Raw genomic sequence first — 16,658 nt, forward strand, 5'->3', positions numbered from 1 at the left:
CCCTGATCCAGAAAGTCAGTCCGGTCCCGTAAAAATTAATGTTGAGCCCGGCTGGCAGGGGGAGGTGGTGCCGGGAAAACCCGGCCCGGCGGTGGTAACTCTGAGAAATAACAGCGGGCGGGACATCAGCGGTGTGGTGGAAGTAATCAACCACTATAAGCACCAACCACCTCCGCCTCCCGGTTCTCCACCCGGTACCAAACCGGGGCCGCCCATTTTTATTCCCGCTTCGGCCTTTGGCGAGAAAATTTCCCTGCCTGCCGGTGCGGAAAAGCGTGTGGTGCTGTGGTTTCCCTGGCATGGTCCCGGGGACAAGATGATCTTCCGTTTTCTGGAGGGGCAAAAAGTCCTGGAAAGCATAGAAGTGAATGTACCGGGCACCGCCGGCGTAATACACGGTCCCATGGCCGGGGCGGTGGGGGTGCTTGGGCAGGTGCCCCCGGCGCTGGAGAAGGTGCGTTTGACCATGCCCGACGGTGTTCCCCGGGCTCCCCGGATAATTTCCCTGAGCGCCGATCTTTTTCCCCGGCGTAGTGAAGACTTAAATGCCTTTGACACCATCCTGGTAACCGGGTCCGGGGCGGGTACCCTGACGGAAGAACAGCGGCGGGCCCTGGCCGGTTGGGTGGAGTTCGGAGGTCACCTGGTCCTGGCTGGAGGGCTTGAGATTAGCGATACCCTGGCCGTCCTGCCCGCCGGAACTACTACCATTAAAAGCGAGGGCATAACTGACCGGGGCAACTGGCAACCGGCGGCCGCCTGGTTGAAACAGCCCTCCTCAGAGGTAACCGGCGCCCCCGCAGCCCGTCTGGCCGGGAAGGGAACCTGGTGGGGGCCGGCGGAGAGCCCGCTGGGATTGCAGGAAGATTACAGCTACGGTAAAATTACCGTGCTTACCTTCGATCCCAATCAAGCCCCCTTCAGTCGGGGTTCCCTTGGGCAGGCCTTGTGGAAAGAGCTTCTCATGACAAGAAATCAAGAGGAATACAAGTTTAACCCCGCATTCCCCATGGTCCGGTTGGAGAGTATGTCCCACCTGCCCAACAACCTGCCCCGGACGGCCTTTCCACGCTGGTGGGTAGTGGGGATCTGTTTGCTGGCCTATATTTTGATGGCGGGGCCACTGGTTTATCTGGTCTTGCGGAAGTTGCAGCGGCCCGAGTTTACCTGGCTGGCCGTACCCCTGCTGGCCGTGATTTTTACCGGCAGCCTTTACCTTTACATGCTCCGGGCGGGCACCAGCGTACTGGTCAACACGGTACAGGTGGCCGATGCCGCCACCGGGGACCGGGTTAAAGGATATACGGCGGTGGGCTTTTTTGCTCCCACCCGGCCCACCTTTACCGCCACCCTGGCCGGGGGTGACCGTTCGGTACAGGTGCAAACCTTTGGGGGCCGGTCCTGGGAGATCTATGGCCCGCCCGCAGAACCGCCTTATACCGTAATCCGCGGCAACGACCTGGAGGTGCGTTTCAGCGATGCATCCCAGTGGACCATGCGCACCCTTGCTTTTCGCCAGGACATGGCGGAGGCTGTTGCCGGGCTGACGGCAAAACTGCGGGTGGAGGGGTCCCGGCTGATCGGCACGGTGAAAAACGGTACCGCCCTGCACCTGGATCACGTTACCCTGCTGCTGGGCGATGATTACCGGGGACTGGGGGACCTGGCGCCGGGTAAGGAGGTGGCCGTGAATATGCCCATCCCCGGGCCGGTTACCTACAACCCCCAGGGCACACCGCGCTCCCATCTGCCCATCTGGCAGATTTTCCTGCAACCGGGTGGTCGCAGTGATAAGAGTAAAGCTGGGGCTCTGCCGAGGGGGCCTTACCCGCCGGACTACCAGCCTCCGCCCCGGCCGCTGACTGTTGAGGAGCAGCGCCGGGCAATGATGCTGGAACAGTGGCTGGGCATGTACCGCTACGGGCCGGTGGAGAATGTGAGTCAGCCCCTGACCCTGGTGGCCTGGACCCACGACCCGCTGCAGGACGTGGAAGTGAAAAACCTGCGGGCCAAAACCCACTACCTCAGCATGATTTTCCTGCGCCCGGAACTGGCGATCCCCAGAGGTGCTTTTGACTTACCCCCGGGCCTGGTTGTGCCTCAACCGGTGGATATGCAGGTGCGGGGCATCTCCGGCCATAATAACCTGATTGGCCTGGATGGCGGTTCCATAACCTATGCCTTCCGGCCGTGTTTGCCCGCCGGGGCAAAGGTGGAGGAAATTACGGTGGAACTGCCTTTCTTTCCCGCCCGGTCCACTCCCGGTATGCCCAGGGGGGCCGTGGGACCGCCTTCTTCCCAGGCCGGGGATGTGGCGCCCGGCGCCCTGGAAATATACCACCCCGGACGGGGGCGCTGGGAGCCGCTGGCAGGGGCCAAAAGTTTTACCCTGCCTGGAGAATATGTCAAGCCGGACGGGGAAGTACTGCTGCGGGTAAATGGCGAGAGCTTTTCCTCCGGGAGAGGATTCTACTTCCTGCCGCCCACGGTGGCCTACAGGGGGGTGATGAAATGATCCGTACCAGCGGTCTGGTTAAGTATTACGGGCGGATCATGGCATTGCAGGGGCTGGATATGGCGGTGCCTCAAGGGGCCATCTACGGGTTCATCGGGCAAAACGGGGCCGGTAAGACCACCACCCTGCGCATCCTGGCCGGACTTTTGCTGCCCGACGGTGGTGTGGCCGAAATAGGAGGCTATGATGTGGTGCGTCACCCCCGGGCGGTGCGGGGCATTGTGGGTTACATGCCCGATTTCTTTGGGGTGTATGACGATTTGAGGGTGGGGGAGTACCTTTTGTTTTACGCGGCTGCCTACGGCATCCGGGGCCAGAGAGCGGCCAGGTTGCGGGATGACCTCCTGGAGCTGGTGGAACTGGGGGATAAGCGGGATGCCTTTGTTGATACCCTGTCCCGCGGGATGCAGCAGCGCCTTTGCCTGGCCCGCTCCCTGATCCACGATCCCCAGGTGCTGCTCCTGGATGAGCCGGCCAGCGGCCTGGATCCCCTGGCCCGGGTGGAAATGAGGGAAATTTTAAAGGAATTGTGTCGCCTGGGCAAAACCATCATCATCAGCAGTCATATCCTGTCGGAGCTGGCGGATCTCTGTACCCATATCGGCATGGTTACGTCCGGCCGCATCGTACGCCAGGGGCTATTGCACGAAGTGCTGGCCGCCGCTCACCGGCGGAATTTCATCGTGCGCTGTTACGGTTCCCTGGCCCCGGCGATGGCCGTACTGGAGGAGTGGCCGGGAGTGGAAATAATCAACACCACGGAGGAACAGGTTGAATTCCGTCTGTCCGACGGTCCGGCCCAGGCGGCGGCCCTGTTGAAGGAGATGATCTCCGCCGGGGCGGCGGTAACTCATTTTGCCGAAACACAGCAGAGCCTTGAGGATACCTTTTTGCAGCTGGCCAGGGAGGGGGATAAAGCATGAAAACATTCCTCCGGAACCAGTGGGAAGGACTGCGCAACGGCCTGGTTCCCATGCTGGGCAAGGAAATGCGCGGCCGTACCCGGGGACTGCGTTCCCCTTTGCTGCTCAGCTTTTTCCTGGGGCTGATGAGTGCCGGTACGGTGGCCTTTCTGTGGCTTATTCTGGAGCGCACCAGCCACATAATGCCTCAGGTGGGCTTAAACCTGTACAGCCTTCTGGCCCTGGGCATGATCTTGCTCCTGGCCTTTATTGCCCCGGCCGTAGCTGCGGGAGCTATCAGTGGCGAGCGGGAGAGACGCACCTATGATCTCCTGCTGGTAACAAAGGCTTCTTTAACGGGAATTGTCCTGGGCAAGTGGCTGGCCTCGGTGGCCTACCTCCTCTTCCTGGTGCTGGCTGCCCTGCCGGTGCTGGCGGTGGTCTTTCTTTTCGGCGGGGTACCCCTGGCCAACATGGGCATGGCCCTGGTGGTGGCCTTAACCACCGGTTTGGGCTACGGCGCCCTGGGCTTAGCCCTGTCGGCAATTTTGCGCCGCAGCCAGGCGGCCACCATTGTTTCCCTGGTCCTGGTCTTTATGCTGGTTTTTGGTTCCCTGGTGGTGGCAGGAGTGGCCAGTGCCGGCAGGCAGCCGGCTGGGGATGTGATCTTGCGGGCTGGTGAGTCGTGGGAGTCCGTCTCCGGCCCACCCTGGTATATTTATCTGAGCCCCCTGGCGGCTCTGTCCCCGGTTTTGCCCGGTATGGAAAATGAAGGGCTGGCCATGAGCGGGCGCATCCCCCTGGTGGGAACGCTGCTTAACGAAATCCTGCGCCAGTTCCGGATGGGTCCGGAAGCTGGAACCTATATTTACGGGTATGCTTACGGGCCGGGCTACCCGGGCGTATATCCCGGGGCCCCGGGAAGGGCCGGGTTACCGTCGTGGGCCCGTTTTGCCCTCTGCCAGGGAATACTGGCGGTGATCTCCCTGGTAGTATCGGTTCTGGTCATTGCCCCCCGCAAGCCCTGGTCGGTGTGGCTGGCCTCCCGGCGGGCCAGGGCCATGGGGCAGGAAGGGATTCCGTTATGAGCAATAACATTCGCGTAATATTATTGTCTTTTCAAAAGAAACGCTATGGCTGGCCTCATGCCGGCCTGGCGGACGCCCTGTCGCCGCTGGGGAGGCGGGTGCACACCCGCTACCTGCTGGAAAGCCTGCGGCTGGCCCTTTTGTGGGGGATGGCCCTGGCTGCTGCCTCACTGGTGTTGCTGCGGCTTTTGCCGGTGGGGTTGTCCGGCTTATGGTCTGCCCTTACCGGGGGGATTACGGCTGCGCTGGTGACAGCTTGGCGTACCTGGCGGCGTCCCGATGCCCTGGATGTGGTGCGGGTGGCCGATTCCCTTGGCCTGGACGGGCGTGCCGTTACCGCCTATCGCCTCCTGGCCGGGCAGCCGCTACCGGATCCCTGGGCACAGGCGGCGGTAGGGGAATCCCTGGCTGCCTGCCGTGAGCTGGGTACCAGGGTGGAACGTATTTACCCGGTCATACCCGCCGCCGGGCCCTGGGGGCACGCCGGCCTGATGGCGGCGGTGCTGCTCGTCCTTTCCCTGCTGCCCAATCCCCTTGCTTCCCACTGGGACGCCCGGCGTGAAGAACGGGCGGCCCTGGCGGAGGCGGCCAGGCAATCCAGGCTGGCGGTGGAAAAGGTGCAGCAGTTAAAGATAGGGGCGCAGGGGCTGCTTCCTGAGGAGCTGCGCCGTGAGCTGACAGCTCTTCCCCGGGCGGTGAGCCGGGCCCCCAACCGGGTGGAAGCGGCCACCCGCCTGGAGCGGTCGGGCCGGAAGCTGGATGACCTGCTGGCCGGCCTTAACCCCGGCGCCCGCCGGGATGTCCGGGAACTGGCGGCCCTCTGGGAGCGGAAAAATGACCGGGTTTTAATGGGCCTGGCAGCCGCTTTAAAAAACGGAGACGCTACGAAAGCCCGGGAGCTGGCCCGCCAGCTCTTCGGGGCAACTGACGGGAAAGAAAGGGAAGAGCGGGCCCTGGCCCTGTTCCAGGGAGCGGAAACGGTGAAAACCCCTGCCCTTCGCCAGAGCCTGCGGGATGCGGCCCGGGCCGTGCTGGAGGGTGATCCGGCGGGCACTTCCCGGGGAGTAGGAGGCGGTAAGGGTAATCATTCTGACAGTGCCGGTGAAGCCCTGGCCTCTGCGCTGGGTGAACTGGCGGAAACAGCCCTGGCTGCTTCCCGGCTGGCCGCGGCATCCTCCGTCTTTAACGGCCTGGCCCGGCAACTGGCTGCGGGGGCTCCGGCATCTGCCCTGGCTGTGGCCGGAAACGCCGGTTATCCCACCGGTCCGGGGGCCGAAATAGCCGGGGCCGGCGGTTACCCCGGTGGAGCCGCAAATCCGGCAGGTGCAGGCACTGGTGCGCCGGGGGCGGCAGGTGGGAGTGTAGCCGGTACCGGCGCTGCCGGAAGTGGTGGTTCCGGTGACGGCGCCGGTGGGAGCGGGGCCGGGGGCACCGGTCAGGGCCAGGGCACCGGAGATCGGACCGGTGGCGGTAACGGCGGTGGAGAGAATACCGCTTCCGGTGGGCGGGGTGGTAATGGCAGCGGCAGGGGTGGCGGCGGCAACGGGACGGGCGGCCAGGGAGCCGGTCATTCCGGCGGAGGAATGGAGACAATCTATGCCCCCTTCTTACTGGGAGGCAAAGGGGAGGAATCCCGGGTGGCCGGGCAGGTGCGTCCCGGTGAAGCCGGTGAACAGGTGGGCCTGCACCAGTCCCCCACCACCCTGGGGGCCATACGTCCCTACCGGGAGGTTTACGCCGCGTATAAGGCCGAAGCCCGGGAGTCATTGTCCCGGGCGCCCCTGCCGCCGGCCCTGCAGTCCCTGGTCTGGCAGTATTTCGAGGGGGTAAAACCGGAAGAATAAAGCCGGCTCATCCCCTGTGCCCCCGCTACTCCCTCCCGGCGACCGCTCCTACAACGGCTGCGGAAACCACCGGGTTATCCCGCAATTTTAAAAGGTCGGCCGGTTTGCCGCAAACCACCAGGCCGTAGTAGCGAATGCCGTTCTGCTGTAAATAATCGGCCGTGCGCTTGAGCAATTCAGAAGAGTAACTGGGAATCCCGCTTAAACGCCGCAATTCTTCGGGAAATTTTTCTTCGGTAAACCTTGGCTCCGCGTCCTCCCCGTCCCGGAAGCCGCCCAGGGGAAGGCCCACCAGCCGGTGTGCCAGGCTGTATGCCGCAAAGGGGCTTTTCTTGCCCGCCTCCGCAATTTCCTCGTTGCTGTAGGCGGAAATGGCGCCCCAGAGCGGCTCCACCCCCGCGGGAAGCAAGGCGGTCATCTCTTCCCTGGTGAGCAGGCGGCTGAAGGACAGGGCCATTTCTACCGTTTTACCGGCGGGTATGTCTTTCAGGCGGTCAAACTGGCGGGGAAGCTGGTCGTGGGTTACCGCCGGATGGAAAAACCTGAGCCGCGGGACTGCGCCGGGCAGCAGGTATTCCCGGACGCCCACCTGCAGTACGGTGTGGTCGGGTTCCCAGAACATTTCCCCGCCCCAAACCTGGTATTCCACCCTGGTGGTGCCTACGTAAACGGGGCGGTTGCCCACCATCCGGACCAGGTAGTATTCCCTTTGCTGCCCCAGCCAGCCCACATCCTGCCAGGAGCCGCGGATGGCGATGGTATTGGGTGTGCTGTACCGGACCAGGTCGGGGTAATAACTGTCGATGCGGTTCCCCTGTACGTTCAGGAGGTGCCTGGTCCATATGAACAGGAGCGCGAAACTTACTCCCATCACTCCCAGGGCAATCAGTATCGTGCGCAGGGCACTGCGCCACCGCACCCGGCGCAAAAAGCGCCGCTCATCCCATAAAGATTGTCCTTCCGTATTCCCGGCCGGTGCTCCTGAAGTTTCACTTTCTTTTTCGCTCATGTTAAAATTTTTTTCGGTCATGATCAGCCCTCCCAGAGCTTGATGAATTCCTCTTTGAACTTTTGCCTGGCCCGGAAAAGCCTTACCTTGACGGTTCCGGGTTTTATTTTCAGGACGGAGGCTATTTCCTGCGTGTTCAGGCCCAGGTTATACTTCAGCGCCAGCAGGGTCCGCTCCGGGGGGCTTAAGCGGTTCAGCGCAGCCGCTACCGTCTCCCGGACCGCCCCGGCGAGCGCGGCTTCCTCCGGACCCCGTACCCCGTCCGTCAGCTCTTCCGCAGGAAAATTCACCAGCACCACCCCCTTGGGGGAGCGGCGCAGCCAGTCAATGTACTTGTGGCGGGCGACAGTGAAAAGCCAGGCCCTTAACTTTCCCGGCCGCACCCCGTCCAGGTGGAGGTAGGCCGCCACCAGCGTCTCCTGGGCCAGGTCCTCGGCATCTTCCCGGGTCAGCCCCAGGCCGCTGAAGTAGCGGTAAGTCAACCGGTACAATTCCTGCCACAAGGGCCCCCTCTCCTTCAGGAACTTTTTGCCGGCCGGCCTGATGGCATCCGGCGCGGGTTGGATGAAAAAGAATTCTTTTTCATTCTATAAAGACGGTGGAAAACCAGAAAAGGTTACAGGTGATTTTACAACAAAAAAAGGGGGGCGAATAAAAAAGGAATAACATCACCACCCCCTATCCACAATTTTTCCCCTAAAAAAATCGCCCCTGTTCCAACTTTAACAGGGGGCTTCTTTCTGGCCGCAATAAGCTAATCTTTAATACCTGACACCTCATGAAAATTATTTGAACTCAACCATAGAGTCTTTCCGCTTCAATTAAAAAATCTTCAAAAAGGGTGGGTGCCCTGACTTAAGTCAGTTCGCCCGGCGTTCGGGCGCTTGTCACCTCACCTCCCGAAACTCCGGTGCCGCGCCGCCTGCCGGGATGCGGGCCAGCACGCAAGGGTGGGTGATTACCTGCGCTACCACCCCGCCGGGCGGCGGGCCGGCAACCCGGTAATGCACCGTTAGTTTGCCCCGGCCGTCATCGTGGATGCCGGTAATCTCCACCCTATAGCCGGCGGTGGGTTTTTCGCCGGCCGCGATGAAGATGTAGCGCCACTGCCCGGAAGTAAAGGAGCCCGCAAAGGGCTGCCGGCTGTTGGCCGCCACCCACTTTTTTACTTCTTCGGGGACGGGAGCGGTGGTTTCCAGTTCGCGCCATAAATCCCCGGCATCCCCGGAAACCAGCACCTTATAGGGCACGGCCGACCCATAAGGGCGGATATTTACGTAAAGAGGTAATTTCATCTCCTCCAGGAGCCTTTGCGCCTTTTCAGCCGCGTCGCCCTGAGGATATTCTCGAATGATTTTTTCCAGGTAACCGGCGTCGCCGGTGTAGGCGCCCAGGACCAGGAGCGCGTCGTCGGCCATGGAGTTCTCCGGATATTCATTCACGAATTGCCGGTAGGTGGAGATTATCTTTTGTCTCACTTCCGAGGGGGTAAAGGCAAACCAGGCGTCCTGACCCCACTGGTCCAGGCCGATGCAGCACAGACCCAGGGAGTAAAGCGCCCTGGCCTTTAGTTCGGGGGAAGCGGCGGGATGGCTGTAAACCTGTTGGAAATACGGGAGGCTGTGGCTGTAGTTGATCATTTCCCGGGCAAAGGCCGCCATCTCCGCCGGCGCCCGGCCGGAGGCGGTGGCGTTGATATAGCCGAGCCAGTTGTACCACTGCCGCTGTCCCGCCCAGAGGTGGTTGTAGTAAAGGAACTGGTCGTGGTAGATGGCCGCCGCCAGGTCGTACAGGCGGGCGGGATCTTGAGTTTTTTCCCACTGTTCTTTGAGATCAGCCAGCTTTTTCACCTGGGTCAGTTGCTTTTCTACAGAGCCCCAGAAATCGTATCGGGAGGCGGCGGGTAAATAACCGAGGGGCAAGAGATCCCGGTTGGAAAGTTTGCCGGCCTCTTTATATTTTCCCACGATCTCTTCCAGCGCGCCGGCAGCCTGGCGGTAGTCATCCCGGCGGATTTGCTTGACGGCCAGGGAATAGGAGACCATCGGGGGCAAGGCCGGGTCCAGCGCCGACACCGGCAGTTCCTTTAACTGCTCGTCAGTCATCCGCACGTCCAGGACGTAGACCAGGCGGCCGGAGGCGTGGTAGCGCATGTCCCCGTCGGGCAAGGTGCGGGCTTTTTGCAGCATGTTCAGGGCCTCGGCCCAGCGCCCCTCGATTTCGTAGCAGCGGGCCAGGCGGTAGGCGGCGTCGTCGGCGGCCGGGTGGCGGGAGAATTCCTGCAAAAACTTTTCCCAGCCGGGGATCTCCCGCTCCGGATCGTATTGTTCATCACCGTAAAAATACACGCCCCAGTCCTGCTGGTATTTTTCCCGGCGCGCCAGCTCAAAGTAAGGTTCGCCCCGCACCTCTTCGTAAGCCTTGATGCCCCGCGCCAGGTAGCTTTGCGGGTATTTCCCGGCCGCCTCTTTCAAGAACTGCCAGTCCGGGCGGCTAAAACCCGCGTCGCCGTCTTCGCCCGGCAAAGCAGCCATCCCGTTTTTATCGATGTCCTTCACAAGTTTGTCCAGCGCCTCCTTTTCCCCCAGCTCATAGAGGGTGTAAAGGCACTCCTGGCGGCTAAAAGGCGCAGTGTCCGTTTCGGCCGTTTTCCACAGCCACTGGACGACAGCATCCCTGGCGGCGCCTTTTAACTCCCAGCGGGCGGCGTTGCCGGCCTCCTGAATCAGGTGCGCTTTTTCTTTTTCCGAAGCAAGGCGGTGGTAAAGTTCGTCGACGGCCGCCAGCGCCCTTTCTTCGCCCAGTTTATACAGGTTGAAAAGCTGCCGGGAACGGGCGGCGGCATCCTGCTCTTTTTCCTGTGCCTCCCACAGCCAGGTGAGGAGCGCCGAACGTCTGGCGCCGGGAGGCTCCTCGCGGGCCATATTGAGGGCGGCAAGAACCAGGTCTTCTTTCGCCGCAGGTGCAGTTAACCGGGCGTAAACGTCAGTGAGCCACCGGGTCAGATCGCCGGGAGCGGGAAAGATTCTCTGCCCGGCTGCCTTCACCAGTTGATAAGAGGACCCCCGCAGTTCCTGTATAGAAAGGACGGCCGCGGTTAACGTCCGGGCGTCGGTTAAGCGCTCCGCCAGCACCGGAACCAGATACCTGGCGGCGTTGGCTTCTCCGTAAGCGGTGAGATCTTCGGCCAGCTGCGCCACCTGTTCCGCGGTCATCAGTTTCACCAGCGCGTCGCGGATGTTCCAGGCGTCGGTGCGCTCCTTTTCCCTTAAATAATCCAGCAGAACCTGCGCGGCTTCGGCATCCGGGCCCGGCAGGCTCTGGAAAGAAGCAATGACCTGGTTTCTTTCTTTGGCCTCGGCGGCCTGCCACAATTTTTCCTTTAAGGTGGATAGGGTTTCTTTTCCTGCTTTTGCTCCCGCATTGCTTGCGTCAGGGTGGTTCTGGCCGGCAGCGGCCCCTAGCGGCCGGAGACTTTTGCTCTCACAACCGGCGCCCAGGAGGAGCACCAGCACAACACCAAAAATCAAGGCCGCGATTTTGGGTTTAGTCATCACCTTCATCGTCCTTCCTCATTTTATTCCGCTGGTAAAGCACAAACCCGGCAAGGCCAAACACAAGAATAAGACCCTGCCTCCAAAGGGGCATTTCTTCTTATTAAGTATAGACGAGAAAGGTTCCGGAGAGGTTCCCGGGGTAAAAAAAATTTCGAGGCATAACCGCTTTGCCCGCAGGCAACAAGGAAAATTGTCGACCGGGGAAACCCTGTTCCGGGAGCAATGCCGGGGCAATTCCCCTGGTCCAATTCTGGAGATTGAAAATCAAGGGTCGCAGGCACAGTTCAAAGACCCCCCAGAAGCCTGGTCGATCTATTTCAGCAACGACTTTCCACGGCTTTTAACGGGTGGCGGATCGTTGTAGCTGTAGCAATGTTATCGGCAACCATGGTATAATACTCGTTAATGAAGGCAAAAGGATTGTCTATACCAGAACCAGGGATAGAAAATAAACAGCCGCGATGAGCGCATGATTGAGAAAACCCTTCACTCAGACGTAATTTACCGGGAGGTACAGCAGTTCCGGCAAATCTGGCTCTGGATCATCCTCCTGCCGGTTTCCCTGTTGGTGGCCATCCTTTTTAGTTACGGAATGTTCCAGCAGCTCGTTCTGGGTGTTCCCTGGGGCGATAGACCAATGTCGGACATTGGACTGGCAATTTTTGGTCCCCTTATCCTTCTGATCGTAATCGGCCTTCCTGTCCTTTTTTATACAGCTAAGTTAGTAACCGTGGTCGACCCCGAAGGAATTCATATCCGTTACTTTCCATTCCTTCGGCGAACAGTACCATTTGAAAATCTAAAAAATTACAGGGTTTACACCTACAACGCAATTTTCGAGCACGCGGGCTGGGGGATTCACTGGCACAAAAACGGCTGGGCGTATACCGTAAGGGGCAACCGGGGTGTTGAGCTGGAACTTGCCAGCGGCGAAATTCTACTGATTGGTTCACAGCAACCAGAAACACTGGTCCAGGCAATTGACACCGGCACAAAAAACTACAAGGCCAGAAAGGCGGTGCAATAAATACATATGCCCATTTACCTGGAAAGAGCAACGCGGTAAAGCGATCGAGAAAATCAGGAACCTCGGCCGTTGGCCAAGGGACCCTTTAAAAGCCTGGTTAATCTATTTCAGCAACCTGCTGGACGCCCGGACTCCGGAACAGGCCCGGCAGATCGTCACGGGGCCGTGAAAAAGCCTCCTTTTCCCGGAGATTGAATATTCGCCAGAAATAGCGGCGCTTCTCATTCGCAGGATAATACCACCAGCCTGCTCTCCTCGCCGGACCGGTCGTCCCGGATATAGACCAGCCGCTTGCCGTTTGCTCCCAGGACCATCTTTTGGCCGCCTTCGGCGGTGATTTGCGTTGCGCGGTCACCCTGCACCCAAAAAATCTCCTCCTCGCCCCCTGCGCCCCCGGTGAGGAAGAAGCCGTCCGCGCAGCCGGACGCGGGGAAGAGGTCATCCCAGAAATTAACGACGGAGGCGACTTCCACCGGCTTTTCCCCTTCCCGGGCAACCCACAGGGAGCGTTTATCCTGCCTGCTCACCAGGTAATGCACCTGCCTGCCGTCCGGGCTGACGTTTAAGGGTGTAATGTAGGCGGCGTCAGGGGGTAAATCGGCCACTTTCGTCATTTTTCCCTGGAGGTCGGCCACCCACAGGAACTGCCATTCCATCGCGGCCTCCCCCCAGGGTCCGTCCTGGCCGGCGGGGCTGCTCTTGATTTTCCCGGCGGCAAAAGCCAGGTGGTTGCCGTCCGCCCCCCAGCGGAAATTCGCCACCTTCGCCCCGGGGACAGTTAAACGGGCAACCTTTTGCCCGCCCGAAGTAATTATTTCCACCGCCGCGGCTACCGGCGCGGGGCCGTTTTCCCCTGGCACGAGGTCGTAGTCGTTGGCGTACCGGCCGGCCTTTTGACCGGGCTTCAACGGCGCCGCGTAATAGGCCAGGTGACTGCCGTCCGGGGAATACCGGGGGAGGAAGTTCCAGTTCTCGCCGTTTAGCGCCAGGGCTTTTTCCCGGCCGCTTTTCAGGTTCAAGAGGAAAATCCCTTTTTGGTCCGGCTCCCACAGTTCGTAAACGCAGCTGTCGCCGGCAGGAGAAAGCAGGGGATAAAAAAGGCCGTCGTAGGAAGGAATATTATCCTTTAAAAGCGTTTTTTTGCCGTCGGCAAGATCCAGCCGCCACAGGGCGCGGGAAGCCTGCACAAAAACGCCATCAATGCCGGGGAGCAACTGCACCTGGCGCACCATGCCCTCCGGCACGGGTAGCCAGGCCGCCTCCCGGGCCTCTCCTTGATCCGGCGCGGCCGCCCGCAGGGAAATCCCCCGCTGCCCCTGGTGGGCTCCGTCGGGCTGGGTTCCCTGGCGGGCGAAGACCACCTGGTTGTCCCTGGTCCAGCCCAGCAGTTGCAGAACCAGCGTACCGCCGGTCAATTCGTTTTCCCCGGTCCGGGCCAGGAGCCTTCCCCCGGAGCCGTCCAGGGCCATCACCCACAGTCCGGCCGTCCGGCCGTCCGGCTGTTCCTGCCTGCCCTGAAAGGCAATCCACCGGCCGTCCGGCGAAAACATGACCGCGGCCGGCGTATAATCAAGCGCGCCTCGCTCCATGGCAAAGGAGGCCAGGTGGATCGCACCGCCCCTGACCGTACCGCCGCCGGTGGTTACTTTTATCCCGTGAATTTCCGCCGTCTTTTCCGGCAGCGGCTGGGGCGGCTGCCCTTCCTGCTCCTGTTGCGCCTGCGGCGCCTGCCCCGGCCCCGCCTTCGGTCCGCAGCCCGCCGCCCCGATCACCAGCGCCGCCCCCAGGAGCAGGCAGGCGGCTAAGTGTTTGTAAGCCTTTTTAACAGCCACCCCGGTCATCTCCCTTGTCTGGTTTTTATAGAAATCCGCCCCTGAAAACCCACGGGCTTGTCCCGTGGGATGAAAGGGGCGTCGCCCGTTAGGGCGACAAGTGTATTCACAAACACCCGTTCTAGTGCTATAATCATGGTATGAATGGAAAAACGAACCACTGCGTCTACAACATCAATTACCATATCGTGTTTTGCCCAAAATACCGGCATAAGGTAATTACCGGCAGGGTGGAAGAAGACACCGTAAAACTGACAATTCAAGAAATCTGCAACACTTACGGATACACACTTATCCAGATGGAAACCATGCCGGATCACCTGCACATTTTCCTATCGGCTCCGCCCACGGTGGCCCCTACCGGTATTGTACGGAAACTCAAAAGCATCACCGCCAACAAAATATTCTCTGCCTTTCCCGGCCTTAAGAAAAAATACTTCTGGGGCAGCGGCATGTGGAGCAGAGGTTACTATATCGGTACAGCCGGTAATGTAAGCGCCGAAACTATCCGCAAATACATCGAAGCTCAAAAATCATTCCGGAAGGAGGTGAAACCGGGTGAGCCGGTGCAAAAACAATGCGGTCAAGAAACTGAAAGCTCATTCCCCGGGGCAAGCCGCAGACATCCTGGTGGAAAAGTTTCCCCTGCACCTTAATCCGGAGCAAACTCTTTTAGCCCGCAACCTGCAAATGGAAGCGGCCAAAGTCTGGAACGCCGCCTGCAACATCCACCGCACCATATACGGCAGGTATGGTTACTGGCTGAGCGAAGGTGCAATTAAAGCGCTGCTCAAAGGCAAATACGGCCTTCACTCCCAATCGGTGCAGGCCGTGGTGGAAACCTACTTCGAGTGCTGCGAGCGCACCAGGGAACTGCACCTGCAGGGTCACACTGAATGGAAATACCCTTACCGCCGGAAAAGGTTTTTCACTGTTACCTGGAAAAAAGCCGCCATTACCCATAAAGGGCGTATATTGAAACTTTCCAACGGTTGGGGCAGAGAACCGCTGATGGTAAAGCTCCCGAAAAGGCTTACCAACGCCGCAATCCTGCAGGCGCAACTGGTCTGGCACCGGAACCAGTACTGGCTGCACGTAACGGTGGAGAAACCGGCCCTGTTGAAAGTTCAGGGCGACGTTTGTGCAGCCATCGACCCGGGCGAAGTGCATGCCCTGACCATCACCGACGGCAATGATGCTTTAGTGATCAGCGGCAGGCTGCTCCGGTCGCTCAACCGCTTGAGAAACAAGGTGCTGCGGCAGTTGCAACGGGCCATTTCCAAAACGAAGGAAGGTTCCAGGAAGCGCAGGAAACTCCTGGCTAAAAAGTACCGTTTCCTCAACTGGATCGAACGGCGGATAGAACATATCCTGCACGCCATATCCGCCAACGCCGTCCGCTGGTGCCTGGGAAGGAGCGTTAGAACGGTTTACATCGGCAACCCGGAAGGAGTGCGCGAAAGGGACTGCGGCAGACACTACAACCAGCGCATGGGCCAGTGGGCCTTCGGCAAGCTGAGTGATTTGCTGGCATACAAGCTCAAGCGTCACGGTACTGAACTAATACAGGTGGATGAGCGTGGCACCTCCGGCACCTGCCCGGTATGCGGGGAGTACACCAGACAAACCGGGCGCGTATACCGGTGCGGCGATGTTTCCTGCGGGTTTACCGGGATTCACCGGGACGTGCTGGGAGCCAGCGGCATCCTGGACAAAGCTTTGCACGGGAGTTTCACCAGGGGCCGCAGGTTGCCCGGGAAAGTGGAATACCTGCGGCCGCAGGTATTGGCGCCGAAAAGAGCCGTTTTTAAAACGTATCTACGATGAGTAGTAGACGCCTATGGACCGGGCCTTCCCGGCAAATGCCGGGATGTAGCTCACGAGGAAAGCGTAAGACCTGCGCTTTAGCAGGCAGCATTCCGATGACATGAGAAACCTCCGGGACGAAGCCCCCGGGCTTGTCCTGGGGGAGGTTCACACGAGGAGGTTAAAGATTTAATGTATTCTCATCAATATAAAATATGTAACACAGATGACCTTACCCTTCAAAAAGACTGGATAACTATTACTAAGTTCATGCTAGATAAAGCCAGGTTTATACGGGTAAAATATTGGCCTGATGATACTATACTTTCTCTGCAAAATAAAGACTATCTCGCAACCACCTTTGGGATTGACTCTTTAAGAAAGTATTCAATAAGAACCTTAAAAATAGAGTGCAATATGGAGGAAATGGTTTGCCCTGTGAATGCTGAGACAAAACATATTATTTTACAAATTAACAATAGCCAAAGTAATATTCATAACCAGATTACTTCATGGTTTCATATAGAGCTACTGAACGATATATATAATATAGTTTTATATTCTGGAGATTTTGGCCATGACATTCTTTTGAATATATTGGTAGAAGAGGAAATGAAACTAAAAGAGTTGCTTCTTAAGCCTGCTAATCTAACCCGGTTTAAGTTTAAGAGCCAATAATCATGCGGGTTTATGGATTATAAAGCTGCCTAGCCAGTCAAAACTACATGGGTACACGTTTTATGTCCTAAAAGTTGTAATTAGTTGATTTGTGCATCAAGATACAAGTGGCACTTGCGCTCTTTAGGCAGCAAGTCTTGACGGCATAGGTTAAACCGGTGTTCATGGCCCTGGTAGCGATATTATAAGCAACTTCTTTCCTGGTGAAAATTTTGACTATAACGGAAGGTTCGTGTATATCGGTACTTTTCAGGGCGGCCCCGTAGGGGAAATCCATCTGAAGCAGCGCTGGATTTTCCACCGGCTCATCTGCCGGTAAAGCCTCCCTTCCGGTTAGTCTTTCACCTGCCGCATTGTTTACGCTAACAGGATATGGTATAATTCTTTAAAGAAATTCCCC

At 59.0% G+C, this 16,658-nt stretch carries 13 protein-coding genes; 9 read left to right on the plus strand and 4 right to left on the minus strand.

The genetic code is table 11. The features are described from left to right. Positions 1-67: 67 nt before the first annotated feature. From G7K71_RS09195 to G7K71_RS09210, 4 genes are read left to right on the plus strand one after another with little or no spacing between them, the layout of a single operon-like run. Positions 68-2,515 (plus strand): DUF4350 domain-containing protein, encoded by a 2,448-nt coding sequence (locus G7K71_RS09195; RefSeq protein WP_166345511.1) that lies wholly within the window; start codon positions 68-70, stop codon positions 2,513-2,515. Continuing rightward, positions 2,512-3,438 carry an ABC transporter ATP-binding protein gene (locus G7K71_RS09200; protein WP_166345514.1) on the plus strand — a complete coding sequence of 309 codons (927 nt, stop codon included), beginning with the start codon at positions 2,512-2,514 and terminating at the stop codon, positions 3,436-3,438. The genes G7K71_RS09195 and G7K71_RS09200 overlap by 4 nt, the downstream gene beginning before the upstream one ends. Then, positions 3,435-4,505 (plus strand): ABC transporter permease, encoded by a 1,071-nt coding sequence (locus G7K71_RS09205; RefSeq protein ID WP_166345517.1) that lies wholly within the window; start codon positions 3,435-3,437, stop codon positions 4,503-4,505. Before G7K71_RS09200 ends, G7K71_RS09205 begins: the two co-directional genes overlap by 4 nt. Next, entirely contained in the window at positions 4,502-6,349 is a 1,848-nt protein-coding gene (locus G7K71_RS09210) for a hypothetical protein (RefSeq protein ID WP_166345520.1), read from the plus strand. Before G7K71_RS09205 ends, G7K71_RS09210 begins: the two co-directional genes overlap by 4 nt. A gap of 25 nt (positions 6,350-6,374) precedes the next feature. Here the strand turns inward: G7K71_RS09210 and G7K71_RS09215 are convergent, their stop codons facing one another. The 3 genes from G7K71_RS09215 to G7K71_RS09225 form a co-directional block, all read right to left on the minus strand. After that, entirely contained in the window at positions 6,375-7,379 is a 1,005-nt protein-coding gene (locus tag G7K71_RS09215; RefSeq protein WP_166345523.1) for an anti sigma factor C-terminal domain-containing protein, read from the minus strand. A gap of 2 nt (positions 7,380-7,381) precedes the next feature. Further along, on the minus strand, positions 7,382-7,861 hold the full coding sequence (locus G7K71_RS09220; RefSeq protein WP_166345526.1) for an RNA polymerase sigma factor: 480 nt from the start codon (positions 7,859-7,861) through the stop codon (positions 7,382-7,384). Positions 7,862-8,245: 384 nt separating this feature from the next. Next, complete coding sequence (locus tag G7K71_RS09225) at positions 8,246-10,912, minus strand: protease complex subunit PrcB family protein (protein WP_243174794.1); 2,667 nt, start codon at positions 10,910-10,912, stop codon at positions 8,246-8,248. On the opposite strand from G7K71_RS09225, the gene G7K71_RS09230 reads away from it, so the two are divergent. Then, a complete protein-coding gene (locus tag G7K71_RS09230; RefSeq protein ID WP_166345532.1) occupies positions 10,899-11,279 on the plus strand; it encodes a hypothetical protein in 381 nt (126 codons plus the stop codon). The genes G7K71_RS09225 and G7K71_RS09230 overlap by 14 nt on opposite strands. A gap of 105 nt (positions 11,280-11,384) precedes the next feature. Then, positions 11,385-11,942, plus strand: coding sequence for a DUF6141 family protein (locus tag G7K71_RS09235; RefSeq protein ID WP_243174795.1), 558 nt, complete (start codon positions 11,385-11,387; stop codon positions 11,940-11,942). A gap of 221 nt (positions 11,943-12,163) precedes the next feature. Here G7K71_RS09235 and G7K71_RS09240 read toward each other — a convergent pair whose 3' ends face one another. Continuing rightward, positions 12,164-13,774 (minus strand): PD40 domain-containing protein, encoded by a 1,611-nt coding sequence (locus G7K71_RS09240; RefSeq protein ID WP_166345538.1) that lies wholly within the window; start codon positions 13,772-13,774, stop codon positions 12,164-12,166. Between the two features lie 140 nt (positions 13,775-13,914). Between G7K71_RS09240 and tnpA the strand changes: the two genes are divergently transcribed. The 3 genes from tnpA to G7K71_RS09255 all read left to right on the plus strand — a co-directional run bounded on the left by tnpA (position 13,915) and on the right by G7K71_RS09255 (position 16,258). Then, the gene (gene tnpA, locus G7K71_RS09245) at positions 13,915-14,430 is read left to right on the plus strand and encodes an IS200/IS605 family transposase (RefSeq protein ID WP_243174796.1); all 516 of its coding nucleotides are present in this window, start codon (positions 13,915-13,917) and stop codon (positions 14,428-14,430) included. Next, positions 14,333-15,601 (plus strand): RNA-guided endonuclease TnpB family protein, encoded by a 1,269-nt coding sequence (locus tag G7K71_RS09250; protein ID WP_166345541.1) that lies wholly within the window; start codon positions 14,333-14,335, stop codon positions 15,599-15,601. Before tnpA ends, G7K71_RS09250 begins: the two co-directional genes overlap by 98 nt. Before the next feature lie 171 nt (positions 15,602-15,772). Further along, a complete protein-coding gene (locus tag G7K71_RS09255) occupies positions 15,773-16,258 on the plus strand; it encodes a hypothetical protein (protein ID WP_166345544.1) in 486 nt (161 codons plus the stop codon). Positions 16,259-16,658 lie beyond the last annotated feature (400 nt).

The organism is Desulfofundulus sp. TPOSR (assembly GCF_011393055.1).
In the GTDB taxonomy this organism is placed as follows: Bacteria; Bacillota; Desulfotomaculia; order Desulfotomaculales; family Desulfovirgulaceae; genus Desulfofundulus; species Desulfofundulus kuznetsovii.

Coding starts and splice junctions, on each gene's coding strand:
- G7K71_RS09200 (WP_166345514.1), top strand. CDS start 2,512: ATGATCCGTACCAGCGGTCTGGTTAAGTATTACGGGCGGATCATGGCA.
- G7K71_RS09205 (WP_166345517.1), top strand. CDS start 3,435: ATGAAAACATTCCTCCGGAACCAGTGGGAAGGACTGCGCAACGGCCTG.
- G7K71_RS09210 (WP_166345520.1), top strand. CDS start 4,502: ATGAGCAATAACATTCGCGTAATATTATTGTCTTTTCAAAAGAAACGC.
- G7K71_RS09215 (WP_166345523.1), bottom strand. CDS start 7,379: ATGACCGAAAAAAATTTTAACATGAGCGAAAAAGAAAGTGAAACTTCA.
- G7K71_RS09225 (WP_243174794.1), bottom strand. CDS start 10,912: ATGACTAAACCCAAAATCGCGGCCTTGATTTTTGGTGTTGTGCTGGTG.
- G7K71_RS09235 (WP_243174795.1), top strand. CDS start 11,385: ATGATTGAGAAAACCCTTCACTCAGACGTAATTTACCGGGAGGTACAG.
- tnpA (WP_243174796.1), top strand. CDS start 13,915: ATGAATGGAAAAACGAACCACTGCGTCTACAACATCAATTACCATATC.
- G7K71_RS09255 (WP_166345544.1), top strand. CDS start 15,773: ATGTATTCTCATCAATATAAAATATGTAACACAGATGACCTTACCCTT.